Raw genomic sequence first — 23,058 nt, 5'->3', positions numbered from 1 at the left:
TGATTTATTAAGACCTTACAACTGACGCCCACGGACGATCACCATTGTGAACAAGTTGCTTTCCCCTCATATCATGCCTTTTCGCGCGTTTATCGATGCGTGCTGGAAAGAGAAATATACTGCCGCGCGCTTTACCCGCGATCTGATTGCCGGGATAACAGTCGGCATTATTGCTATTCCTCTGGCAATGGCGCTGGCCATTGGTAGCGGCGTTGCGCCGCAATACGGACTTTATACTGCGGCAGTCGCCGGTATTGTCATTGCTCTGAGCGGCGGTTCCCGCTACAGCGTTTCCGGCCCGACCGCCGCGTTTGTGGTCATTCTCTACCCGGTATCGCAGCAGTTTGGCCTTTCGGGTTTGTTGGTCGCGACACTGATGTCCGGCGTGTTTCTGATCCTTTTCGGGCTGGCGCGTTTTGGCCGTCTGATCGAATACATTCCGCTCTCGGTCACCCTCGGTTTTACCTCCGGGATCGGCATCACCATCGGTACCATGCAGATCAAAGATTTTCTCGGCCTGCAAATGGCGCATGTGCCGGAACATTATCTGCAAAAAGTGGGAGCGCTGGTGATGGCGTTGCCAACCCTCAATCCCGGTGATGCGGCCATCGGCATTGTGACCCTCGGCACGCTGATCCTCTGGCCGCGCCTGCGTTTACGTGTGCCCGGCCACTTGCCCGCGCTGCTGGCTGGTTGCGCGGTCATGCTGGTCGTTAACCTTCTCGGCGGCGATGTCGCCACCATCGGTTCGCAGTTCCATTACGTGCTGGCCGATGGCAGCCAGGGCAATGGTATTCCGCAGCTTCTTCCACAACTGGTGTTGCCGTGGGATCTGCCCGGTTCACAATTTACCCTCAGCCTGGATTCATTACGTGCTCTGCTGCCTGCCGCTTTTTCAATGGCGATGCTGGGGGCGATTGAATCCCTGCTCTGCGCGGTGGTGCTGGATGGCATGACCGGCACTAAACATAAAGCCAACAGTGAATTGATTGGCCAAGGGTTGGGTAACCTTGTCGCGCCGTTCTTCGGCGGCATTACCGCCACGGCGGCCATTGCCCGTTCCGCCGCGAACGTGCGCGCCGGGGCGACATCGCCGGTTTCGGCGATAATCCATTCGCTATTAGTGATCCTGGCGCTGCTGGCGCTGGCCCCCCTGCTTTCGTGGCTGCCGCTCTCGGCCATGGCCGCGCTGCTCTTAATGGTGGCGTGGAATATGAGCGAGGCGCACAAAGTCATCGACCTGCTTAGGCGCGCGCCCGCGGATGACATTGTGGTGATGCTGCTCTGTATGTCGCTGACGGTGCTGTTCGATATGGTTATCGCGATAAGCGTCGGGATTGTGCTCGCTTCCCTGCTATTTATGCGCCGCATCGCGCGCATGACGCACCTCGCGGCGGTGAATGTCAGCGTACCGGATGACGTGCTGGTACTTCGCGTCATTGGCCCGCTGTTTTTTGCCGCGGCAGAAGGCGTGTTCAGCGATCTGGAAACACGTATCACGGGCAAACGCATTGTGGTGCTGAAATGGGATGCAGTACCGGTGCTGGATGCCGGTGGGTTGGATGCATTCCGCCGCTTTGTCAGCCGCCTGCCGGAAGGCACGGAGCTTCGCGTCAGCAACCTGGAGTTTCAGCCGCTGCGCACGCTGGCGCGCGCTGGCGTCCAGCCAATCCCCGGTCGACTGGCTTTCTTCCCCAATCGCGACGCCGCGTTAGCTGACGTGTAATCCTTTCAATCGCCCGCAGGAGCCGTTGCAGCACTGCGGGCGTCACATTAAGTGAGAGAGTAAATAGCAAAAAAAACGGCTCCCGCAGGAACCGTTATCGAAATTTTAGTGCTTGTTAGCTGTGATTTTGTCGGTCACGGCGGCAGCGCTTGTCATAGTGGCGTACCCACCAGTATTTATCGCACACCTGCTCATGGCCTCCTACGCGCGCGCCTGCGAGCCAGAGAACAGCGCCGAGGAAAATACTCAGGACAGCGCCGTGGGCTAAAAATTGCGGCAGGTTAAGCTGCGGAAGCTGGTTCAAAATTGAGTAACCGACGCCGACAACCATCACGACCAACCCCAACCCCATGAGCGCATTACCGAGTAACGAAGCGTTTTTGCGTTTCATCTGTCACCTCCGGAACGATGGGTTGGATGGGATAACCCCAATCCTTGTGAACAAAGTATAGGCAGTGACCGTTTTAGCGGTTGCGGGGGCGATCACAATTACACATATCGGGCTAACACAAATTTACATATAACCCTATGAACTACCTGATCTTCGAATAATTGATGGGCGCAATTATTTCAATTTCTTTCATTGCGCTGTGAGAATTTTGTCAACGCGCGCTGCACAACGTAAACTACGCGCCGGACATTGACCTGGTCAGGAAGAGAACGTGACGATTAAACTGATTGTCGGGCTGGCAAACCCTGGCGCGGAATACGCCGCGACACGCCATAATGCGGGCGCCTGGTATGTAGATCTACTGGCGGAACGCTCCCGCGCGCCATTGCGCGAAGAGCCGAAGTTTTTTGGCTTCACTTCACGCATCACTCTGGCGGGTGAAGATGTGCGCCTGCTGGTCCCTACCACCTTTATGAATCTGAGTGGTAAAGCCGTCGCGGCGATGGCAACCTTTTATCGCATCAACCCGGATGAAATTCTCGTTGCCCACGACGAGCTGGATCTGCCTCCAGGCGTGGCGAAGTTTAAGCTGGGCGGTGGTCACGGCGGTCATAACGGGTTGAAAGATATCATCAGCAAATTGGGCAATAACCCTAATTTCCACCGTTTGCGCGTCGGAATCGGCCATCCGGGCGATAAAAACAAAGTTGTCGGTTTTGTGCTAGGCAAACCGCCGGTTTCCGAGCAGAAACTGATCGATGAAGCGGTAGACGAAGCGGCGCGTTGCACTGAAATTTGGCTGAAAGAAGGTCTGACGAAAGCCACTAACCGCCTGCATGCCTTCAAAGCCCAGTAACCGGGCTGCGTAGGCTTTTTTGCCGCGCGTTACAACGGTTACGTGTATACTAGGCGAAGTTTTTCACTTTTCTACAATCCGTTTTTCGCAACGGGTTGATTATCAAGAGATTAAGGTAATTACATCATGGGATTCAAATGCGGTATCGTTGGTCTGCCTAACGTAGGTAAATCCACCCTGTTCAACGCGCTCACCAAAGCTGGTATTGAAGCGGCTAACTTCCCGTTCTGTACCATTGAGCCGAACACCGGTGTCGTACCGATGCCCGATCCGCGTCTGGACAAACTCGCGGAAATCGTTAAACCGCAGCGCATTCTGCCCACCACGATGGAATTCGTGGATATCGCCGGTCTGGTTAAAGGCGCATCCAAAGGCGAAGGTCTGGGCAACCAGTTCCTGACCAACATCCGCGAAACAGAAGCCATTGGTCACGTGGTGCGTTGCTTCGAGAATGACAACATCATTCACGTGAATAACAAAGTCGATCCGGCAGAAGATATTGATGTTATCAATACCGAGCTGGCGCTTTCTGACCTCGATACCTGCGAACGCGCGATTCACCGCGTGCAGAAGAAAGCCAAAGGCGGCGATAAAGACGCGAAAGCGGAACTGGCCGCGCTGGAAAAATGCCTGCCGCAGCTGGAAAACGCCGGCATGCTGCGTTCGCTGGATCTGACCGAAGAAGACAAAGCGGCAATCCGCTACCTGAGCTTCCTGACGCTGAAACCAACCATGTACATTGCCAACGTCAATGAAGATGGTTTTGAGAACAACCCGTATCTGGATCAGGTGCGTGAAATCGCCGCGAAAGAGGGTTCTGTGGTTGTTGCGGTTTGCGCGGCAGTGGAATCGGATATCGCCGAGCTGGACGATGCCGATCGTGACGAGTTTATGGCCGAGCTGGGTCTGGAAGAACCCGGTCTGAACCGCGTGATCCGCGCCGGTTATGAGCTGCTGAACCTGCAAACTTACTTCACCGCTGGTGTGAAAGAAGTCCGCGCCTGGACCATCCCGGTTGGCGCAACCGCGCCACAGGCAGCCGGTAAAATCCACACCGACTTCGAGAAAGGCTTTATCCGCGCGCAGACCATCGCCTATGAAGACTTCATCACCTACAAAGGTGAGCAAGGCGCGAAAGAAGCCGGCAAAATGCGTGCAGAAGGTAAAGACTACATCGTTAAAGATGGCGATGTGATGAACTTCCTGTTCAACGTCTAAATTAAATTTGTTGTCTCATGTGGTTTCACTGAATCTCATAACAACGGCGAAACCCTATAAAATCCACGCAATTGCGTGGATTTTTCATTTCACAATGTCGCAATTCATCTCGTAACAACGCTGTCAAAAATGAGTACACGGATGAGTACAACATTCTTCCATCTTCATTTTAAGTGAGTACAATAACGGTATAATAAATAAACAAGGCCCCGTTATGCTCACCGATACGCAATGCCGCACTGCCAAGCCGAAAGAAAAACTCTATCGACTCAATGATTTCAATGGTCTCTACCTCGAAGTGAAACCCAATGGCAAAAAGGCATGGCGCTATCGGTTTAAACTCAACGGTAAATCCAGCATGTTTGCATTGGGTGAATACCCGACGGTCAAACTTGCAGAAGCTCGCGAGAAATGCGAGCAAGCGCGTAAGCAAGTCGCAGATGGAGTTAGTCCGACACAGGCTCGTCAGCTAGATAAGATCCGCAAGGTCAATGACGCATCCAACACCTTTGAGCTGATCGCCAAAGAGTGGTTGCAGATGAAAGACTGGGCCGAAATCACCAAAACGCGGCGACTGGATATGCTTGAACGAGTGGTTTTTCCCGCAATCGGTAAGCTCCCAGTCAGGGAGATCACCCCACACCACATTCTTAAAATTCTTCAAGAAACTGCTAAACGAGGAGCACCGACCGTTGCCGCTGAAGCCCGTCGAACCATTTCATCAGTTTTCGAGTTGGCAGTAGCGACGCTCAGAGCAGATAGCGATCCTGTCTGGCCGGTGCGTAAGGCGATTCCGGCAAACAAAACGCAGCACAAACAGGCATTGAATCCGCAGCAAATCGGGAAACTATTAAGCTGTTTTGACAACAGTCGCGGCTCGTACCAGGTTAACTATTGCATGTGGCTTATGTGGTGGACGCTGGCGCGACCAGCCGAAGTAACTGAGGCAGAATGGACAGAATTCGATCTCGATAACGCACTGTGGACTATTCCGTCAACGCGAATGAAAGCCCGCAGAGAACACGTTATTCCCCTTCCCTCCCAGGCTGTCAAAATGCTCAGAACACTACAGGGATTAACCGGGCATCGGCAGAACCTTTTCCCGGGCAGAGATAATCCGCTAGGTCCAATGACATCGCACTCCCTGCGCCAGCTACTTAAAAGCCTCGGCTGGAGTGGCATTTATAGCCCCCATGCTACAAGAACTACAGGAAGTACGCGTTTAAACGAATTGGGCTATCGACCTGATGCTATTGAGGCCCAACTTGCACACGCTGATACCAACAATGTTCGTCGCACATACAACCATGCAACTTACCTTGAAGAACGTAAAGTGATGATGCAGGAATGGGCTGATAAACTAGATGCATGGATGACAGCATTCAAATAAAAAACCAATTGCATCTACTGGACCACGACGATATAACTCATCGCCGAGTATCCTTCCGAGTCTACTTTAGAACCCGAAGCAGACATTCCTAACGCTTGGCTAAGTCATCAATGCTATAATTATGTCCTGTTCGTATCTAGATGCTTCTATTACTTGTTAGATAGTTTAATCTATATTAGCTACTTAAGAAAATCTAAGCTGTATCTATAATTCATTGTAAGTTTTGATATTGCAATGTAATGTTCTGCTCATTAAACTTACAAAAACGGAAAAGTCAGTGCTTAAGTACAGATCTTTCTGCAGAATAAAATTTAGGCTCACAAATAAGAGATCGAATATGGAAAAAACTTGGGCATCCGGATCACTAGAGTTGTTAAGACATGCTGATTCGCACCTCAAACTAGAAACAGCTTTTGATAGCAGAATTGCCTTCATTAGTGTTGATAATTCAGTTGAGACATCCATCAGAACTTTTCTATCTCTTCCAGAAAAAATATCAGGCGTAAAATTCCAGCGAAAAGAAGTTGAAGATGCAGGTAATAGCTTTCCAAAGATGGTTGATCTTTTGTTCAATAAAGCTCAGTCAAAATTAGCTGGTTTGGATGATGGTGACATAGAGCATTATCATCGCATTAGAAATCGGCTATATCATGATGGAACTGGTTTAGCCGTTGATAGACGATACCTAAATGCTTATCGGCAAATAGCAGCCGTTTTATTGAATAATTTATTTGGTGTAATGATTGTTCAAAAAGGCACCGAGGCCACGCTAGAAAACCTTATATTACTATTTAACGAAGTAGAGACATTAGTTCGTAAAATACTCGAGGCTTCTGGTGTAGATACCGGCCATACGTTTAAATGGGAAATGGCAAAACGTGAGGGCGTGCTGGAAATAACTGATATCAATCAGCTTACCGAGTTACGCTTAATTCGAAATTCCCAAGTACATTCTACGTCAGAAAATATCGACATGAAGCGTATCGAACTAGGTATAGAAATAGCCGAGAAATTAATCAAAAAATTAAAACACTAATAAAGTTCTAGACCGACTGAACCGGCGAACAGGGCGTTAGTTAACTGGGAGGGGGTGAAATTGAAGTGAATGCAACCTCCCTAACAGCCTTGCTAAACCAATCAGACAAATTTATAATTGATCCTGACCCCGAATATGATCCAGCCGTAATCAGGAATAACCGGCTTCATGTTGGCTGCATATTCTGGCAACCGGCAGACTTCTCAGCAAATTCAGATGGCGTCATCCAGTCCAGTGCAGAATGGGGACGTCTCTGATTATAGTGTATGCGCCAGGCCTCGATTTTGTACCGCGCATCCTCCAGGGACATGAACCAGTTCTCGTTCAGGCACTCCTGACGCAGCCTGCCGTTGAAGGACTCCACCGTCGCATTATCCGTTGGCGTTCCCGGACGCGAGAAGTCAATACGTATCCCCCTTTCATACACCCACCTGTCCAGCATCTTTCCTGCAAATTCAGACCCGTTATCGGTTTTCAGCAACTGTGGTAAGGGACGTCTGAGCGCAATGGTGTTCAGCATCCCTGCCACCTCCGCAGAGCGCAGATTCTGGCCCACGCAGATCCCCAGGCATTCGCGCGTGTAGAGATCAATCACAGTCAGCAGACGTAACCGGCGGCCGTCAAACAGCGCATCGGAGACAAAATCCATGCCCCAGACATGATTCGGATACAGACCCTGAGGCTGTGGCTGGCGACGCTGTGCCGATTTATTCCGGTGGGGACGTTTGAGACGCAGGGACAGGCCTTGCTCACGGTAGAGCCGGTAAATGCGTTTATGGTTATCCCGCCAGCCCTCCCGCCTGAGCAGGATGTGAACCCGCCGGTAACCGTAATGCACACGGCTTTCCGTGATCTCGCGGATACGCAGGCGCAGGGCGCTGTCATCGGCCGCCACTGAGCGGTAACGGAACGAACTGCGGCTGACCCGCAGCGCAAAACAGACCTGCCGCTCGCTGGCCCCGTAGCGAGTCTGTAAGTCCCTGACCCACTCGCGCAGGCGTGCCAGCGTCAGCTCTTTTTTGCCAGAACGTCCTGCAGCATGGCCTTGTCAAGGCTCAGATCGGCCACCAGTTTCTTCAGCCGCAGGTTTTCCTCTTCCAGCTGGCGCATGTGCTTCAGCTCTGAGGGTGAAATGCCGCCGTATTTCTTGCGCCAGGTATAGAACGTGGCATCGGAAATGCCGAGCTTACGGCAGACCTCCGGCACCGGCGTACCCAGCTCAGACTGCTTCAGGGCAAAGACAATCTGCTCTTCGGTGAATCGTGATTTTTTCATCGGCACCCCCTCCGTTCAGGGAAGTATGGATCATGCCGGAATTCTGTTTCTGAATGGCGCAGGATTTCGGGTCAGGGTCAATTAATCCTTATAAACGTTACAACGATAACAACTTAAGGAAGCAACTGTAACTTAGAGCGCCTACAGCCCAAAATCCCCGCTGGCTGTGCCTGTGAGTGACAAGTTTTGACAGATGCATCCAACGAGCTGTACCTGAAGTTTTCTAAAGGGGGAGCGGTTGACAGTTCCCCCTAGTAAGGCATAACAAACCATAACAGGCTGACACTGCCCTGCTTCGCATCAGCCCTTTACACGTTGGCTGCAGCTGTTGTGCGTGAGCGTTAGGATCCGTTAGGTTGGGTTGACACTTTTCCCTATTTTTCACGAAAAAGTGTCAAATTAGAGGAGTTAGGTTTGGCCGGGGGTTTACAGTTTTTCACCTGCCAGCACCATCAGTTCACTACCAGAGTAGCCAGCAAGGGCTTTAAAGAAAGCAGGAAGCTCTTCAGTGGTCAGGAATGGGTAATGTGTAGATTCATGCCCCTGCATGGCACTGGTGAGATCTGGCGCGGGATTATACTCGGCTCTGCCTGTCACGATGGCATAGCGAAACACTTCGCCGCAGCGTTGACGCACTTTCTTGGCTTTTTCGGTCGCGCCTCGGTCTTCCATCTTTTTCAGCACGTTTAGCAATTCCAGCGGCTTAATGTCTGCAGCAGGGCGTTGACCAATGAACGGGAAAACGTCTTTGTTAAAAGCTTCAAGAATGTCAGAGGCATATCCCGCAGACCATTTCTTCACTTTCATGCTGTGCCATTCGAGTGCAATTTGCTGAAAGGTGTTTTTGACTTCTTCGATGTGGGCTTGTTTGCTTTCTTGCTTAAACGCACTCGGATCAACGCCATTAACCAGCAGCTTTTTAGCATCATCTCTTTTGCTTCTGGCATCGGCTAAGGTAATGGTCGGGTAGACGCCAAACACCACACGTTTTTATTTACCTGCGATGCGGTATTTCATGCGCCAGCTTTTGGTGCCGTTCGGGAACACCTCCAGATACATGCCCCCACCATCCGCTAACTTGTAGGGTTTATCTTTTGGCTTGGCAGTCTCTACCAATCTGGCATTGAGCTTCATTTGGGGGCATCTCCTCCAGACCGAACACGATATGCCCCCACCAATGCCCCAACTCACCGTAGATATCTGTGAACGTGAGTAGACGAGCAGAGACAATAAGGGCCGTGAAACCGCGTATTATAAGGGTTTAAAGGGTGTTTGAGTAGACTTAGGGAGACGTTAAAATAGGTAGGATGGTGCCGATAATAGGAATCGAACCTACGACCTTCGCATTGCGAAAGCAAGCTAACTCCAAAATGAGTACAACAATGAGTATTATAAAGATAAATTTTTAAATAAAACATAAATATCAATATGATACAATTTAAATCACGGATTAACGTCTGATTCCCCCTTCTTCGCTTCAAAAAATCCACGCTAATGCGTGGATTTTTCTTTCTCATTCGACATCTTTTGTTATTCGATAAGACACTCGATCACCATCGGGCCACGGTTGTGCATCGCCTCAACAAAGGCGTGCTCGAACGCTTGCGGCGTACGTACGGAAATTGCCCGCACGCCCATTCCGTTCGCCAGCGCCACCCAGTTCAGTGACGGGTTTTCGATATCAAATAAAGATTCAGCCAGCGGATTTTCCCCCGTTGCTCCGGTTCGCTCCAGCTCTTTGCGCAATATCTGATAGCCGCCATTGGAATAGATGACGGTCGTGACATTGAGCATTTCCCGTGCCTGTGTCCACAGTGCCTGCAAGATGTACATCGCGCTGCCGTCCGCTTGCAGGTTGACTATCTTACGATCCGGGCAAGCGACAGCCGCGCCGATCGCCACCGCCATCATGCTGCCAAGCGCCCCACCAGCCAGGTTGAGGAAATCATGCGCGGCGGCCGCGTTGAGCAAGTCGTTGTACGGCAAACCCTCAGAAATGGACTCATCGCAGATAATGGCATTTTCAGGAAGATGGCGGGCGACGGTTTGCATAATGGTTAAACCGTTAAGCGGCTGGTCATGGCTAATTTCAATGCGCTGCGGGGTGGGCAGACGAATCAACGCCGTGCTTGCGCCAAGTTCGTCGCACAGCCCTTGCAGCGCGGCCACGCCATCTTCATGAGGATGCGCGAGGGTAAAGATTTGGCAGTTTTCCGGCGTCAGCCAATTCGGCACGCCAGGGTAGGCGAAAAAGCTCACCGGCGGTTCCGCTCCGACAAGGATCAGCAGTTCCGTTCCCGCCAGCGATTTCAGCGCCAGTTCAGGAAAGTAAGGAATGCGCTCGACAACAACGTGACCCGCGCCACGCCGCATGCGCGGGTAGAGCGTATCGGCCATGATGCGCACCTGCCCTTGGGTGGCGATCTTCTGCATCAGGGTTAGCCCTTCGGCCTGTAATACATCGCCACGCAGTAAAAAGACCACGCGTTTGCCCGCGCGAATATGCTCGGCGGCTTTAACCACCAGTTCCGGGTTCACCTTTGCCCGCTCGGGCACCGGGTAAGCCTGCGCGGGCACGACGGCCTCTTCCCAGGAGACATCAGCAGGCAGAATCAGCGAGGCGATTTTGCCCGGTGCCTGGCGTGCGGCCTGCACGGCGAGCGCGCCATCTGTCGCAATAGTCTGCGAACTGTTGGAAGTGTGAACCCAGTGGGAAACCGGCCTGGCGATGCTCTCAACGTCGGAGGCAAGCGGCGTATCGTAACGTTTGTGATAACGCGCATGGTCGCCAATGATATTGACGATCGACGATGAAGCCTTGCGCGCATTGTGAAGATTCATCACCCCGTTTGCCAGGCCTGGCCCCAGGTGCATCAAAGTGCACGCGGGTTTACCCAGCATTCTGCTATAGCCGTCTGCCGCGCCGGTTACCACACCTTCAAACAGACCCAAAACCGGCCGCATTCCCTGTACTTTGTCCAGCGCCGCCACAAAATGCATTTCTGACGTACCGGGGTTCGCAAAACAGACCGAAACATCATTCGCAATCAACGTACGTAACAAACTTTCCGCACCATTCATGATGAGCTTCCTGTGTTTAGGGAAAACGCTATTCGGTTATTTTTTGCGCAACGATACCGATTATTTGTTAGTTTGTTATTGCGATATTGTAAGGATATATTTTGTGGCAGCAGGTTCGCACCGTTACCGCGCGCCTTTACTGCCCTCTTTGTTTTTCCCATCCCTCACCGTCGTCGTGCCCTCTTTGAGCAGTTCGTCAATCGCTTTGTTATCGACTTTCACCATCGGGCCGTTGGCAAGGCTGTCGAGATACGCGCGGGCAATTTGTGCCTGCCGCTCCTGGCGCATGCGTGCGGCCAGCGCGTCGCGCACTTCATCAAGGGAAGCTTGCTCAGGCTCGTGCATTTCCACCAATTTCAGCACATGTAACCCCGCCGAGGACTGTATCGGATCTGAAACTTCCCCCGCTTGCAGGCTGGCGACCACCGGGCGCACTTCCGGCAGCAACTGTCCGAGCGTCACCCAGCCAGTATCGTTCTGCACCTGGTCACTCTCGCCTTTGCCATACTCGGCAATCAGTTTGTTGAAATCCGCTTTCGGGCTGCGCGCTTTTTGCACTACTTCCAACGCCCGCTTGCGCGCTTTTGCCTGCGCATCCGCATCATCGGGCGCTGCGGCAATAAACAACTGGCTCAGGCGATAGCTGGCCGGTTTTTGCAGGTTCCCTTTCGCCCGGTTATACGCCGCGCGCAACTCCGCATCGCTGGGGTAGCCTTCCGGCACCTGGCTGACAGAGAGCAGATATGATCGGGCGATAACCTCCCGGCTCGCTTCGGCGATCTGCTGGGCGACTTCCGGGCGTTTATCCCATTGCTGGGCTGTGGCTTCCTGCAACAACAAACGGTCGGCGAGTTGCTCGCGGACCCACGCTTCCAGCGGCGCCGGGTTCTTCGCCAGTTGTTCGCGTTGCGCCGCCGATAGCACCGCGACGCGTCCGGCCACCTCCTGGCGCGAAAGCTGAATATCCCCGGCGCTGGCAATCGAGCTGCTTTGCGCGGCCTGCGCCGACAGTATCAACGACGCCAGCGGCATCAGCGTAAAGAGAAATTGTTTGGTGATCATTGTTGTCCCTGCCGATTATTTGTTGCTGACGGTTGCCGCCTGCACCTGGCTTTGATAAAGCCGGTCGCCAAGTGCCTGTGCGTGTTCATCAAATTCCACCCGCGCCTTGCCCGCAAAAGGCTGGCGAATCGCCAACAGATCGCCCTTGCCAAACGCCTCATAGGCGCTGAGCAACTCGCGCCCGGCGCGGTACATCTGCGCATTTTTAACCGTACACTGCGCCAATTGTGTCTCGCGCTCTTTGAGGCTCTCCTTCAGTGTGACACCGTCACTTTGCAAGGTGTTCGCCTGCTGTTGCAGTGTTTGCAACGCCGCCGCGAGTTTTGCCGCTTGCTGGCGGCTGTCATTGACCTGCGCCTCGGCCTGCGCATACAGCGCCTGCTGCTCGCTTTCCCGTTTTTCTGCGCGGCTGCGCTGCGTTTTCTCACGCGCACTGAGCGCCGCCAGTTCACGTTTGAGCGCATCACGCTCGGCGTCGGCGGCGGCTTTTGCCGCTGTCATTTGCGCCTGCTGGCTCTGCACTTGTTGAAGCTGTTGCGCGGTGCTGCGCAACTGCGCACGTAAGCGCTCCTCCATCGTGTCGGCCTGGCCGAACGTCGATACCAGCAGCAGCGCAATGACGCTCGCAAGAGATAACCCATGTTTCATCTCACCCCTCCGTCAGAACTGGGCATTCAGGTCGACGCGGATCACGTCGATGGACAACGGCGCACCGTAGACCTCGCGTGAACTGCTCCAGCTCGCCTGCCCCCACAGATGTTTATCAAAGGCGTACGCCCCGCCGAGGAAGTATCCGCGCGCGTTGGTGCCCCCCTGGTGGAAACTGCTGTCGTTAAAGCCATCCGGCAAGGCGTCCGGCTGGATGTATTTGTACCCGGTGAACAACCGCCAGTTGCCCTGCTGCGCCAGCGCAATGCCGCGCCCGAATGTTGCCTGCATCATCCACGCGTTGGGGCCGCTTTTGACGTCCGCCGTGCCGCTTTGTGTCGAACCTTCTGCGTTGGTGACGATGTTGTCGATGCCGCCCGCGCGGCGGATCATCTCGTCTTTGTCGTAGGCCAGGTTGCGGATGTAGTTGCCGTCAAGGCGTAAGTCGAGGTTGTCAAACAGCGCGGTTTCCCAGGCGAGGTTCAGATCGAGCAGGTCAAATTTCGACGCCAGACCAACGTATTGCCACTCGTTCCAGTCATTGGGATCGGACGACCACTGGCGAATGTCGCGCAGCAGGAACAGCGTGTTGCCTTTTTGCATAAACGCCGGGCGCGACCAGTCGCTGTCGCAGCCATCAGACGCGCTGAAAACGGTACAGGCCGACGAGCGGTGTCCTTCAACATTGTCGAAGCGGTAATACGCCAGCGCGCCAGTCAGCCGGTTGTCCTCATTGAGTTGCCAGTGCGCGCCAACCTGCGCGCCCATCAGCCATTTGTTTTCGCTCTCGCCTTCGGTGCCCGACTCCGCACGCCACGGGTTGTGGCTAAAATCGAGGGCATACATCCCGAGGTTGCCAAACAGGGCTAACGGATTTTCGCTCGTGTTTTGCGCCAGTTGCGCGGAGATACCGTCGAATTGCAAATCATCGGCAAATAACATGTCGGTCGCCATAAACGGGCTGGACGCGCGCCCGGCGGTGAAGGTCGCCCAGGGTGCGGCCTGCCAGCTAATCCATGCGTTATCGAGCCAGATATCCTTTTTGCTCATGCCGTCGCCGAAAGTATCGGACGTCGACACCGGGTTGTTATCGCTGCCGCTGGCGAGGCGAATGCCGGCGCGCCAGTTGTCGCTAACGTCGGCTTTAACCCCCAGCCGCGCGCGGTAGCGCCACAGATTGCGCCGATCTTTGCGCGTGTTGAGATATTTGAAATCAAACGGGTTGGCCTGATTAGCGACGATGGTCGGCACCGGCCCGTCACGGTTGAACGCCGCAAAATCAATCAGCTCATTACTGTTGCGGCTGTCGTACAGGCGCGACTCGTCGCGCACGCGCACGTCGCCCTCCAGCGTAATGCGCGACACCCAGTCCGGAAAGGTGTTCGGCTGCGCCCAGTTCTCGGCTTTCGCCTGCGCAAGCATGTCGTCTTTGACGTTCTTCTCGATCTCTTTTCGCACCGTGGTCGGCACATACGGCACGCGTACATCTCCCGGCTGCGCAGTCACCGTATCGCTTTGCGCTGCGGGCTGCGCTTGCGCGGCCTGTGCCGCTCTGGCCTGCGCCCGTTGTAACAGCGCGCTGGCCTGCTCTTTTTTCAGCACGCCGGATTCGACCAGCAGTTGAATCAGCTCGACGGTGACATCGTCGTTTGCCGGGGTTTGTGCCTGCGCGGGGGTTTGCCATAGGCCAACGATCGGCGCCATGACCATCAAGCTTGCTCGTGGTGTTGGTTGAAAAAGCATAATGTTGTGCTCCACAGGGATATCAAAACCACCCGCGTCAGGTCGGGCGGCGGCTATTCAGCCGGACCTTCACCGGCATGGTTGTCGTTGTGGTGGGTCGCTGCGTCAGTACCGCGTTGCGCAGCACCGTGGCGACCTTTTCATCTACATCGGCATCCCCACTGGAGCGGCGGATTTCCGCGCGTGTTACGCGCCCTTCCCGATCGATCCAGATATCGACATCCAGCTGATACGCCAGGTAACCGGTACTGTCGTTTTCGCGCACCAGTTTTTGCAGGGCATAGCCGAGATACTGCCCGTACGTCGCATTGCCGATACGCCCGGCTCCGCCCGAACCGGCCATACCGCCGCCGGAACCCGCGCCAATATTGAACGCGTCGCTACCGGCCTGCGCGTCGGAATTCATCTGCATCGGCTGCGCATTGTTGTCGGCGGCTTTTGGCTCCTCTGCCGGTTTCGGTTCTTCGGGCGCAGGCTTCTCCACCGGCGTGGGTTCAACCATCGTCTGCTCCGGCGGTGGTGTTTCTGGCTCCGGCGGTGGCTCGGGTTTTGGCGGCGGCGGAGGGGGTGGCGGCAACGGAATAATGGTGGTGACTTCCGGCGCTTTACGCTGCACGCCCGCCGGCGCGCTCAACCATTGCCAAAGTTGCCAGCCGACAGCCGCCGCCAGCGCTATCGCGATGAGGTATTTGCCCAGCCGCCGCAGCGCTGAAAGGGGTGCGTTCACGGGCTTAACTCGGCTTACCGGTCACCAGACCGATTTGTGTAAGCTCCAGGCGGCGCAACAGATCCAGCACGTCAACCACTCGCTGGTACTGCACCACCTGGTCACCGCGCACAATCACCGGGAATTCCGGGTTAAGCGCCTTCTCGGTGCGCAAGCGCTCTTCAAGCTCCGCCAGCGTCACCGGGTAGGCATCAAGAAACACCTGCCCGGCATCGTTGATCGAAATCGCTTTGGTTTTCGGCTGCGACAGCGAGACGCTGGATGAAGCCTTCGGCAAATTGACCTGAATACCGGCAATCTGCGCGGTGGCGGTGAGAATAAACATCACCAGCACCACCATCAGCACGTCCACCAGCGGTGTGATGTTAATACTATCGACCGCGCTGCCTTCGTCGTCGTCCGGGGATGACGTTGGGGAAGCCATATTCTCTCTCCTCAAGATTGGGGTTGCGCAGCGCCGTGTTCTGCGAGGCGAGCGATAAACTCATCGACGAACACGCGCATATCGGCGCTGATCTCCCGGTTACGGCTGAGAATGCGGTTGTAACCAAAGAGCGCCGGGATCGCGACAAACAACCCGGCGGCTGTTGCCAGCAACGCCGCTGCCATGCCGGGGGCAATGGCGTTGATATTCACGTCACCGGCCATCGCCGTGCCGAGAAACACCACCATAATGCCGAGCACCGTACCGAGCAGGCCGATGTAAGGGCCACCGGCGATGGCGTTGGATAACACGCCCATACGCGCCGCCAGCATCTGCATTTCGCGCGTGCGGGTCGCGTCCATACAGACGCGCAGAGTTTCGAGGGTTTCGCTGGTTACGCGCGCGGTGTCGACGCCTTGCTGGCGGCGCGTGCGCAACTCATGCACGCCCACTTCATACAGCCGCCACAACGAGGAATCACGCAGGTGCGCCTGGGCTTCGTGGTTATCCGCCAGCGATTCAAGGTGCATGCCGACGTTGGAAAAGGCAGTGCGAAAAGCTTCGTTGCCGACCTGTAACTGGCGGGTACGCTTATTTTTGCCAATCATCACAATCCACGTGTGCACCATCATCCAGCCAAGGATCACCAGCACGATCCACGCGTCGAACGGCACGGCTTTCACCAGGAAAGCCAGTCCGCCGAAATCAAAACCGGATTGCTGTTCATCCGCGCCGTACTGCACCAGCCGCGATTCACTGCCCTGTGAAGTGGCATCGGCCAGCAATAACGCCGCCGGGCGGGCAATTTTCGACAGGCGCACTTCATCAATCGCGCCCGTAAAGGGCAGCCAGGCCACTGGTTGAGTTGCGCCGGTCTCAGGCGCGGCAAGGTTCGGTTCGGCGGGCGCAGGCACATCGCCGCCAATCGCCGCCGCCGTGGTCAGCGCGGGCAGCGCCACCGCCAGCACGGCGGTTTGTCGCCCCTGCACATACAGCGCCACGTGCTGGCCGTCGGCGGCGACCGCCAGATGCTGCCAGGCGCCGGGCGTCAGCGGTTGCGCCTGCGGGCTGCGCTGGCCGTTCACTTCAACAAAAGGCGTGCCCTGGCTCACGCCGATCAACAGGCTGTTACCGGCTTCGCGGCGGGCATACAGCAGTTGGTCGCCCGCCGGTTGATCCTGGCGCACCCAGGCGCTGAAGGTGAACGCCCCACCCGCCGCCAGCGCCAGAGAAGGCGATGCGGGCAGCATCAGCGGCGTGCCGGTCAGCAATAAACCGCGACCAATCACGCTGTCGACTGGCGTTCCGGCAACGGTTTGCGCGTGGTTGCCGTAAGCGGTGGTATCGCGCGGTGGCGCATCGGCCGCGCCGTTAAAGTGATAAACCAGCGTGTAATTGGCATCGAAGGTCGTCTGACCGTTGGAAGTCTGCGGCGCGTCGTCGTTGCCGTAATAAAGGCTGATGTCGTGGCGGGTTCCACCCTCGATTTGCGGCATATCCAGCCAAATGGTCGCCATGCCGAGCAGCGGATCGAAACTCTCAATCTGGTAGTTGAGGACGGTTTTCCCGTCGTCGGTGACAAAACGCAGGTCTTTACCTTCGGCGCCTTCGCCGTCAAAGCTAAAGTTGCCGGTATGCAGACGGATCAGCAGCGGCACGCGGCTGACGGTTTCGCTGACGTTGCCATTGTTGGGCGTCGCATCGACAGCAATCTGCTTGCGGTATTTCCACTCCGTTTGCCACCAATCGGCGGCATGCGATAACGAAGGCAACAGCAGGCTTGCCGTTACGATGAGCAAACTGATGAAAGAACGTAGTAGCATCGTCATAGCTCCGAAAGTCTCTGAAAAATCAAAAACTGGCGCTCAGGTTCATGTTCAGGCGCGAGTCGTACTTGTCGGTGTTTGGGCCATCTTGCAGCGGGTATCCCCAATCGACATCGGTGGAAAACCCATCGAAAAGCTGCTGACGCGTGCCAATGCCGACGCTGCTCAGTTGATAGCGCGAGCGTTGTTCAGGCAGCGGTTCTTGCAGTTTCACCTCAGCCGTTTCGGCGAACAGGTAGAAACGCCATTCGTTAAACGGCTTGCCAACCCAGTTGCTCAACGACGGCGTGCGCAGTTCTACGCCCGCCATATAACCGTCGTCACCGGTGCTTTCCGCCGCGTAATACCCCCGCACGCTGGTCGCGCCGCCGGCGGAAAACTGCTCGTTAGAGACCAGCGGGCCAGAGGCGAACTGAAAGCCCAGCCGCCCGTGCAATTGCCAGCGCCACCAGATGTCTTGCGTGTGGCTTAAATTGCCTTTAAACAGCATGAAACTGGGGTTCGCCAGCCAGCGTTTGTCCTGAAAACGCGCCTCATCGCTGCCGATGGAAAAGAAACTGCGTGAGGCACCGGTCAGGCTTAAATCCACCATTGATTGCGAGGTGTCAGCCGACCACATGCCGCTGTAACCGAACGTGAACGGCACATAGCGAATCGGCACATGCTGTTTGTCCGGGCCAAACGTCACGTCTTCGTCGAAGTTTTTCAGCTCCAGCCCCAGCGAAACCGAGTGATACCCGTTGCCTATCGGCTCCCAGCGATAGGTCGCGCTGGTACCAAACGAGTAACCTTTGCCCAACACGTTGGTGCCGCCGACAGTGGCGACATCGCTGTCGCTGGTGTAACCGCTGAAATCGAGGCTCCAGCGGGAAGCCAATGGCAACGAGTAAGACGCCGAAAAAACTTTCGCGTCGTCCCTATCGCGCGGGGCGGTGTAAAAGGTGAGCGATGCGCTGTGCGACTTTTGCCACAGATTGTTGTGGCTGAGCGTCGCCATCGCGCGAAGCGTGGTGGTATCCACGCTGTAATCATTGTTCAGGCCAACACTGGCTCCCCACGGCGATTCATCTTTCACCTGCAAATCAACATCCATCGTGCCTGGCACCACACCCTGTTTGACGCTGGGGATCACTTCCTGCGAGGCGCTGTTCAGCTCGCCAAGCTGGCGCTGCGCAAGGCGAAAATCCGGCACTTCGCCCTCGCGCAAGGCCGGAACCTGGTCGCGGATTTCCAGCGGCGAACGATGTTGCGCACCGGTCACCCGCAACCGCCCGACGCGAGTTTCCGTCACCAGCAACAGCACCACGCCGCCGGTCACGCGCTGCTCGGGGAGATCGACATACACCGATTCATACCCCCGTTCGTTGTACGCTTTCTGCAACGCTTCGCGGGCGGCTTGCAGGTCGCTCATTGCGCGATCCGGCCCCAGAAACGGGTACACCGCCCGTTCGATGGTCTGTGTATCCAGTACGGTGTTGCCCCGCACGATGTACTCGCGAAGCGTCACTTTCGCGGGTGTTGCCGCTTCCCCGGCAGCCTGCGCCACACCCAGCATTCCCGGCATTAACAAGACAACTCGCACTAACCGCCGGACCTGTTTTGTTCGTAAATTTGGCATACAGAATTCCCCGCAAAACCTGCGCCTGCGTTGTTCAAAAAGTTCGGGAAAGTGGCTTTGAGGCGTTAATCGGGCATACGTTAACCAGGCATGATCGGGCCGTTCCTCTTTGGTTTTTGATCTGCGGCGTGCGGCGTCAGGCTCTCTTTGGCCTCGTGACTTCCCTCGGTCACCGCAAAATGCGCACGCAACGTATTGAGCAACCCGTAATTGACGACAAACTGCCCCGCATCCGCCAGCATCTGCATATTGTTGAGCAGGCAGCGATGGATCATGTCCACGACGCGGGGATCGGCGCTCACACGCTGCATATCGCGCAGGAACATCGTGTCTTCCGGCAGGGTTTCCCACACGTCGGTATAGCCGACAAACCAGCGCCACAGCATGTTGTAATGCAGCGCCTCACAAACCATTTCGTCTCGCCAGACGGAATACACCACTTGCAGTACCCAGGCGCGAATGACGATTTTCGGCGCGACGCCGCTTTCACAGCGTTCTGCCAGGTCCACAAGGGCGTCTCCGGCATAGGCAAGCGCGTTATCAATGGCTTCGCGCAGGTTAATCAGCGCGTGGTTATCTGCAGGAATATAGGACTTTAAGTGACTGATTTTCTGCCAGGTTGGGTAGGAAACAATGCAAACCCAGGGAGATTCATAACGGTCAACAATCACCGGGCCTTCACTGCGTGCGATGGCTACCCACTCCGCCAGTTTCCCGTCAAGTTCGGTCATCGTGACGCGGTTTCCTTTCTTGACCGGCTTGCTCTGTTTCGTCGTCCTTCTTTTTTGCATAAGGATTCTCCGACCGATTTAGCACCCAATACGCGACGGCGGGATGAGGTGAACGACTGCGGCACATTTTCCCTTGCGCACCATTCTTTTTTCTTCGACTCATTTCCGTAATGCGAAAACCCTATTCTTTGTAAGTGACAAAGTAATTAAGTAAAAACCCGTAAATATTTATGTTGTTTATGACAATAGACAGCCCCATGACTCGGACGGATAATTAATAGTCAGCGTGATCATAACGAGGCGGAATATGCGCAATAGAGTGATCGTTATCACACTGCTACTGACGGCTGTCGGTAGCACAATGGTAGCCGCCAACGAGGGTGAAAAATCGTGTGTCTCGGTCACCGTCAATGGCAACCGTACGCTGCCGTATGACTGTCTGAGCCAGCGGCTGTTGCCGCCGAAGATGAGTGAAAAAACCAGTGAGAATAAAGGGTTGAACGCGCTTTCCGCTCGCCAAATCAACCAACCTGCCAATCATCTGGGGCTGTTTAACCAGTCCGCGACGGCGGTGCGAATGGGGGCAAATTTCGGCCATTCCGCGCAGTCACAACGCCCTTCGCCAGCGCCGATCAGCTCGCCATTGCTTACCGGGCATTAACAGTGTTCGCCCTGCACGCGCGACGAATGGAACCGATAAATAAGCCTAATCAGCACGCGTTTGATGACGAAATAATGACAACCACTCCCGAACTTAACGCGATTGTTCGCGGCGAACGATGCCATTTTTCGGCAATTGTGGAGAGATTGGGGAGGTAATAAGGAACAATTTTCCTTTACGGTCGAGCACCACGCCTTCGGCATTAATGGCGTGGACGGTGACATTTTCCATAACACGTTCCCCGGCAATAAACGGTTCCGGGTTCGCATCATTAATACTCAATAGCGCCACCGCGCGATGGCGGCGAATCATTACCCCCTGCACCACCACGTTGAGGCGAATATCGCCCGGCCCCAGCCATTTCGCCACCGCGTTGGCCGTTGGGTTCTCAATCGCAGGTTGAACAGCGAGTGAAGCCGCACTGCGCGGCGGGATGTGCCACCCGCGTAGTCCCCAAAACAGCAGGCCACTCGCCACCAGCGCAACGCCGAGAATATGCGCTATACGTGCGGGTGAGACGGCTGAAAATGACGCTCTGATCGCCATCCTTTTCTCCTGTTGATATGCCCGGAATTAGCGCTAACAGATTTATGTTGTCGCTTCATGTCAGTGCCATATTTCAGCCCTAAAATGTGACCATTTATCACTCCCGCGTCGGGAAAAACGATGAAACAGGCCATTCACAGTGCGGGGTTTTCCCTGATTGAAGTGATGGTGGTGCTGGTGATTATCGGTATTGCGTCGGCGGCCATTAGCCTCAGCGTGATGCCCAACCCGGCGGATACGTTGCGCCTTGATGCCCGTGAACTGGCGCTGCGCCTGAATGCCGCCCAGCAAGCGGTGCGCGTTGATGGGCGCGTGATCGTCTGGCAAACGGTGGGCAATGGCTATCGGTTTAGCCGCGGCGTGTGGGTTAATCGGCCTGACAGCGTAGTACCGCAGGTTTCCACGCGCGAGGCGCTGGATACGTTTTCGCACGACGAGGTGCTACACCCGGCAAGCTGGCGCGCGGCTGCCGTCACCGTTGTTCCCGGCAAACCGCTGCTGCTGACCGCCGAATGGGTGGGCGAACCGCTGCGTCTGGAGCTACGCAGCGCCACCGCCACGGTGACGCTGGAGCGCGATGCCAGCGGCGCGTTTCGGGTGCTTTGAAATGCCTGCCCCGCAACATTCCCGCCAGTCCGGCTTTACGCTGGTTGAAGTGCTGATCGCGCTGACCATTGCCAGCGTAGCGCTGGCGGCGTTTTTGCGGGTAAGCAGCCAGACCACCCACAATTACGGGCTTATTGAACAACGCACGCTGGCAATGATGTCAGCCGAAAACACGCTGGCGGAAAGCCGTTTGCACAGCCCCTTATTGCCAGAGGTCACCCTGGTTGACTGCCCGCAAGCCGAGCAAAAATTTGTCTGCCGCGTGCGCAGCGATCCGCCGCAGCAAGGGCTACGCACCGTCACCGTGGAGGTGTACGTCAGCCGCAGCGACCCTTCCTCGCTCCTCAGTTTGCAAACGCGCCTGCCGGACGCCGCGCCATGACGCCCGCGCACATCACCGGTTCGCAAAGCGGCCTGACGCTGATTGAAGTGATGATCGCCATTGTCATTATGGCGATCATCAACCTGATGGCCTGGCGCGGCATTGATGTGTTAAGCCGCGCCAACACCACATTGCAACTGCACAGTGAAGAGGATTCACGTCTCGTGCGCGCCCTACAGCAGCTTGATCGCGATATCGCCTGGCATACCACCGTCGAGTTGCCGCCGCGCACGAGTGTCGGCGAGCATCTGCAACCTGGGGATTTGCTGCCTGCGGGCATGCAAATCACCGAATTCGCCTCCGGGCAATTGCGCATGACAATAGTGCGCGCCGCGCCCGCCGCGCCAGGTCAATGGCAACAGGTGCAGTGGTGGCTGCAAGGCGGAACGTTATGGCGTGCCGCCGGTCTCCCTTCGGCGCAGTATCCGCTCCCCGCGCCACGCGTGAACGCCCGCGTGGCGGTGCTCGACGGTGTCGCCAGCTTTAATCTTCGCGTGTGGATACCGTCGCGCGGCTGGCAGACCTTACCGCGCCCCCGACAAAGCCCCTCTGCGGCAACCGGGCTGGAAATTTCCCTCGCGGTTCGCCGCAATGCAGGCCCGGCGCAGCCGTATCGCCGCGTGCTGGTCTTCAACTAATGACACTTTTGGCCGGCTGCCTGTTCGCCGCCGCACTGGTGGTGTTGGTGCAACTGGCGCGCATTGACTGGCGCACCGGTTTATTGCCGGACGCGTTAACGCAACCTTTGCTTTGGGGCGGCTTAGCGCTCGCCTGGACGGGTGACGGGCTGGTAACGCTGGACGTTGCGCTCATCAGCGCGATGGTAAGCTACCTGGCGCTGCGGGCAGTGAGTGAGCTTTACTGGCTGATTTGCCAACGCGAAGGGTTAGGACGCGGCGATGTGAAGTTGGTTGCCGCCGTCAGCGCATGGCTTGGCTGGCACGATACGTTATGGGTGGTGGTGTTAGGCGGCTTGTTTGGCCTGCTGCTCGCCCTCATACAGTTGCGCCGTGGCATCGATTTGCGCACCCCCCGCCCCTTCGGCCCGCCGCTGATTCTGGCTACGCTTTTTATCGCCGCGCTGAGTATCGCGAAACAGGGGTTTTAGCCC

The 23,058-nt window shown here is 55.8% G+C and carries 22 protein-coding genes and 1 pseudogene; 10 read left to right on the top strand and 13 right to left on the bottom strand.

Going from position 1 to position 23,058, the window contains the following annotated elements; translation table 11 throughout:
- The first annotated feature begins 46 nt into the window (after positions 1 to 46).
- Positions 47 to 1,726, top strand: coding sequence for a C4-dicarboxylic acid transporter DauA (dauA, locus tag AAEY27_RS10400; RefSeq protein ID WP_342325186.1), 1,680 nt, complete (start codon positions 47 to 49; stop codon positions 1,724 to 1,726).
- A 115-nt stretch (positions 1,727 to 1,841) separates the two neighbouring features.
- On the opposite strand, the gene ychH is transcribed toward dauA, so the two are convergent.
- Positions 1,842 to 2,117, bottom strand: coding sequence for a stress-induced protein YchH (gene ychH / locus AAEY27_RS10395; protein WP_342325184.1), 276 nt, complete (start codon positions 2,115 to 2,117; stop codon positions 1,842 to 1,844).
- 271 nt (positions 2,118 to 2,388) lie between these two features.
- On the opposite strand from ychH, the gene pth reads away from it, so the two are divergent.
- The 4 genes from pth (at position 2,389) to AAEY27_RS10375 (ending at position 6,617) form a co-directional block, all read left to right on the top strand.
- A complete protein-coding gene (gene pth / locus AAEY27_RS10390; RefSeq protein ID WP_342325183.1) occupies positions 2,389 to 2,973 on the top strand; it encodes an aminoacyl-tRNA hydrolase in 585 nt (194 codons plus the stop codon).
- A 126-nt stretch (positions 2,974 to 3,099) separates the two neighbouring features.
- Positions 3,100 to 4,191: a redox-regulated ATPase YchF gene (ychF, locus tag AAEY27_RS10385; RefSeq protein WP_342325181.1), complete on the top strand. Its 1,092-nt coding sequence runs from the start codon at positions 3,100 to 3,102 to the stop codon at positions 4,189 to 4,191.
- A gap of 214 nt (positions 4,192 to 4,405) precedes the next feature.
- Positions 4,406 to 5,581 (top strand): tyrosine-type recombinase/integrase, encoded by a 1,176-nt coding sequence (locus tag AAEY27_RS10380; protein WP_342325180.1) that lies wholly within the window; start codon positions 4,406 to 4,408, stop codon positions 5,579 to 5,581.
- A 337-nt stretch (positions 5,582 to 5,918) separates the two neighbouring features.
- Entirely contained in the window at positions 5,919 to 6,617 is a 699-nt protein-coding gene (locus AAEY27_RS10375) for a hypothetical protein (protein ID WP_163798346.1), read from the top strand.
- Between the two features lie 166 nt (positions 6,618 to 6,783).
- Here AAEY27_RS10375 and AAEY27_RS10370 read toward each other — a convergent pair.
- The 11 genes and pseudogenes from AAEY27_RS10370 to AAEY27_RS10320 all read right to left on the bottom strand — a co-directional run bounded on the left by AAEY27_RS10370 (position 6,784) and on the right by AAEY27_RS10320 (position 19,752).
- Positions 6,784 to 7,892, bottom strand: a protein-coding gene (locus tag AAEY27_RS10370) for an IS3 family transposase (protein ID WP_425294663.1) whose coding sequence is annotated in 2 segments (ribosomal slippage) — positions 6,784 to 7,637 and positions 7,637 to 7,892 — 1,110 coding nt in all. Because the reading frame shifts where the segments join, the coding sequence is not laid out codon by codon here.
- A gap of 441 nt (positions 7,893 to 8,333) precedes the next feature.
- Positions 8,334 to 9,026, bottom strand: a pseudogene (locus AAEY27_RS10365) (tyrosine-type recombinase/integrase); the annotation flags it as partial.
- Positions 9,027 to 9,422: 396 nt separating this feature from the next.
- A complete protein-coding gene (locus AAEY27_RS10360) occupies positions 9,423 to 10,973 on the bottom strand; it encodes an acetolactate synthase large subunit (RefSeq protein WP_342325174.1) in 1,551 nt (516 codons plus the stop codon).
- Between the two features lie 123 nt (positions 10,974 to 11,096).
- Entirely contained in the window at positions 11,097 to 12,035 is a 939-nt protein-coding gene (locus AAEY27_RS10355; protein ID WP_342325173.1) for a peptidylprolyl isomerase, read from the bottom strand.
- 15 nt (positions 12,036 to 12,050) lie between these two features.
- Positions 12,051 to 12,683: a hypothetical protein gene (locus tag AAEY27_RS10350; RefSeq protein ID WP_342325172.1), complete on the bottom strand. Its 633-nt coding sequence runs from the start codon at positions 12,681 to 12,683 to the stop codon at positions 12,051 to 12,053.
- 12 nt (positions 12,684 to 12,695) lie between these two features.
- Complete coding sequence (locus AAEY27_RS10345) at positions 12,696 to 14,393, bottom strand: putative porin (RefSeq protein WP_342325170.1); 1,698 nt, start codon at positions 14,391 to 14,393, stop codon at positions 12,696 to 12,698.
- Positions 14,394 to 14,463: 70 nt separating this feature from the next.
- On the bottom strand, positions 14,464 to 15,153 hold the full coding sequence (locus AAEY27_RS10340; RefSeq protein ID WP_342325169.1) for an energy transducer TonB family protein: 690 nt from the start codon (positions 15,151 to 15,153) through the stop codon (positions 14,464 to 14,466).
- A gap of 4 nt (positions 15,154 to 15,157) precedes the next feature.
- Positions 15,158 to 15,577 (bottom strand): ExbD/TolR family protein, encoded by a 420-nt coding sequence (locus AAEY27_RS10335; RefSeq protein WP_342325168.1) that lies wholly within the window; start codon positions 15,575 to 15,577, stop codon positions 15,158 to 15,160.
- A gap of 11 nt (positions 15,578 to 15,588) precedes the next feature.
- The gene (locus AAEY27_RS10330) at positions 15,589 to 17,400 is read right to left on the bottom strand and encodes a DUF2341 domain-containing protein (protein ID WP_342325167.1); all 1,812 of its coding nucleotides are present in this window, start codon (positions 17,398 to 17,400) and stop codon (positions 15,589 to 15,591) included.
- Between the two features lie 28 nt (positions 17,401 to 17,428).
- Positions 17,429 to 19,021: a ShlB/FhaC/HecB family hemolysin secretion/activation protein gene (locus tag AAEY27_RS10325; RefSeq protein WP_342325166.1), complete on the bottom strand. Its 1,593-nt coding sequence runs from the start codon at positions 19,019 to 19,021 to the stop codon at positions 17,429 to 17,431.
- A gap of 80 nt (positions 19,022 to 19,101) precedes the next feature.
- On the bottom strand, positions 19,102 to 19,752 hold the full coding sequence (locus AAEY27_RS10320) for a transposase (protein WP_342325164.1): 651 nt from the start codon (positions 19,750 to 19,752) through the stop codon (positions 19,102 to 19,104).
- 307 nt (positions 19,753 to 20,059) lie between these two features.
- On the opposite strand from AAEY27_RS10320, the gene AAEY27_RS10315 reads away from it, so the two are divergent.
- A complete protein-coding gene (locus AAEY27_RS10315; protein ID WP_342325163.1) occupies positions 20,060 to 20,413 on the top strand; it encodes a hypothetical protein in 354 nt (117 codons plus the stop codon).
- Between the two features lie 93 nt (positions 20,414 to 20,506).
- Here AAEY27_RS10315 and AAEY27_RS10310 read toward each other — a convergent pair whose 3' ends face one another.
- The gene (locus AAEY27_RS10310; protein WP_342325161.1) at positions 20,507 to 20,959 is read right to left on the bottom strand and encodes a hypothetical protein; all 453 of its coding nucleotides are present in this window, start codon (positions 20,957 to 20,959) and stop codon (positions 20,507 to 20,509) included.
- Positions 20,960 to 21,079: 120 nt separating this feature from the next.
- On the opposite strand from AAEY27_RS10310, the gene AAEY27_RS10305 reads away from it, so the two are divergent.
- Genes AAEY27_RS10305 through AAEY27_RS10290 form a run of 4 tightly spaced genes read left to right on the top strand, consistent with a single transcriptional unit; the run spans position 21,080 to position 23,055 of the window.
- On the top strand, positions 21,080 to 21,565 hold the full coding sequence (locus AAEY27_RS10305; RefSeq protein ID WP_342325159.1) for a prepilin-type N-terminal cleavage/methylation domain-containing protein: 486 nt from the start codon (positions 21,080 to 21,082) through the stop codon (positions 21,563 to 21,565).
- 1 nt (position 21,566) lies between these two features.
- A complete protein-coding gene (gene gspI, locus AAEY27_RS10300; protein ID WP_342325158.1) occupies positions 21,567 to 21,947 on the top strand; it encodes a type II secretion system minor pseudopilin GspI in 381 nt (126 codons plus the stop codon).
- Positions 21,944 to 22,585 (top strand): PulJ/GspJ family protein, encoded by a 642-nt coding sequence (locus AAEY27_RS10295; protein ID WP_342325156.1) that lies wholly within the window; start codon positions 21,944 to 21,946, stop codon positions 22,583 to 22,585. The genes gspI and AAEY27_RS10295 overlap by 4 nt, the downstream gene beginning before the upstream one ends.
- Positions 22,585 to 23,055, top strand: coding sequence for a prepilin peptidase (locus AAEY27_RS10290; RefSeq protein ID WP_342325154.1), 471 nt, complete (start codon positions 22,585 to 22,587; stop codon positions 23,053 to 23,055). Before AAEY27_RS10295 ends, AAEY27_RS10290 begins: the two co-directional genes overlap by 1 nt.
- Positions 23,056 to 23,058 lie beyond the last annotated feature (3 nt).

This window comes from Kosakonia sp. BYX6, from assembly GCF_038449125.1.
In the GTDB taxonomy this organism is placed as follows: Bacteria; Pseudomonadota; Gammaproteobacteria; order Enterobacterales; family Enterobacteriaceae; genus Kosakonia; species Kosakonia calanthes.
Note: the sequence above shows the minus strand (reverse complement) of the source record. Positions and strands in the feature narration are given on the sequence as shown.

Excerpts from the sequence above, each read along its gene's own strand:
- AAEY27_RS10320 (WP_342325164.1), bottom strand. The coding sequence starts at position 19,752 with ATGACCGAACTTGACGGGAAACTGGCGGAGTGGGTAGCCATCGCACGC.
- AAEY27_RS10375 (WP_163798346.1), top strand. The coding sequence starts at position 5,919 with ATGGAAAAAACTTGGGCATCCGGATCACTAGAGTTGTTAAGACATGCT.
- AAEY27_RS10305 (WP_342325159.1), top strand. The coding sequence starts at position 21,080 with ATGAAACAGGCCATTCACAGTGCGGGGTTTTCCCTGATTGAAGTGATG.
- AAEY27_RS10345 (WP_342325170.1), bottom strand. The coding sequence starts at position 14,393 with ATGGTCATGGCGCCGATCGTTGGCCTATGGCAAACCCCCGCGCAGGCA.
- gspI (WP_342325158.1), top strand. The coding sequence starts at position 21,567 with ATGCCTGCCCCGCAACATTCCCGCCAGTCCGGCTTTACGCTGGTTGAA.
- ychH (WP_342325184.1), bottom strand. The coding sequence starts at position 2,117 with ATGAAACGCAAAAACGCTTCGTTACTCGGTAATGCGCTCATGGGGTTG.
- AAEY27_RS10360 (WP_342325174.1), bottom strand. The coding sequence starts at position 10,973 with ATGAATGGTGCGGAAAGTTTGTTACGTACGTTGATTGCGAATGATGTT.
- AAEY27_RS10380 (WP_342325180.1), top strand. The coding sequence starts at position 4,406 with ATGCTCACCGATACGCAATGCCGCACTGCCAAGCCGAAAGAAAAACTC.
- AAEY27_RS10315 (WP_342325163.1), top strand. The coding sequence starts at position 20,060 with ATGCGCAATAGAGTGATCGTTATCACACTGCTACTGACGGCTGTCGGT.
- AAEY27_RS10355 (WP_342325173.1), bottom strand. The coding sequence starts at position 12,035 with ATGATCACCAAACAATTTCTCTTTACGCTGATGCCGCTGGCGTCGTTG.
- AAEY27_RS10325 (WP_342325166.1), bottom strand. The coding sequence starts at position 19,021 with ATGCCAAATTTACGAACAAAACAGGTCCGGCGGTTAGTGCGAGTTGTC.
- AAEY27_RS10350 (WP_342325172.1), bottom strand. The coding sequence starts at position 12,683 with ATGAAACATGGGTTATCTCTTGCGAGCGTCATTGCGCTGCTGCTGGTA.
- AAEY27_RS10290 (WP_342325154.1), top strand. The coding sequence starts at position 22,585 with ATGACACTTTTGGCCGGCTGCCTGTTCGCCGCCGCACTGGTGGTGTTG.
- AAEY27_RS10310 (WP_342325161.1), bottom strand. The coding sequence starts at position 20,959 with ATGGCGATCAGAGCGTCATTTTCAGCCGTCTCACCCGCACGTATAGCG.
- AAEY27_RS10335 (WP_342325168.1), bottom strand. The coding sequence starts at position 15,577 with ATGGCTTCCCCAACGTCATCCCCGGACGACGACGAAGGCAGCGCGGTC.
- AAEY27_RS10295 (WP_342325156.1), top strand. The coding sequence starts at position 21,944 with ATGACGCCCGCGCACATCACCGGTTCGCAAAGCGGCCTGACGCTGATT.
- AAEY27_RS10330 (WP_342325167.1), bottom strand. The coding sequence starts at position 17,400 with ATGCTACTACGTTCTTTCATCAGTTTGCTCATCGTAACGGCAAGCCTG.
- ychF (WP_342325181.1), top strand. The coding sequence starts at position 3,100 with ATGGGATTCAAATGCGGTATCGTTGGTCTGCCTAACGTAGGTAAATCC.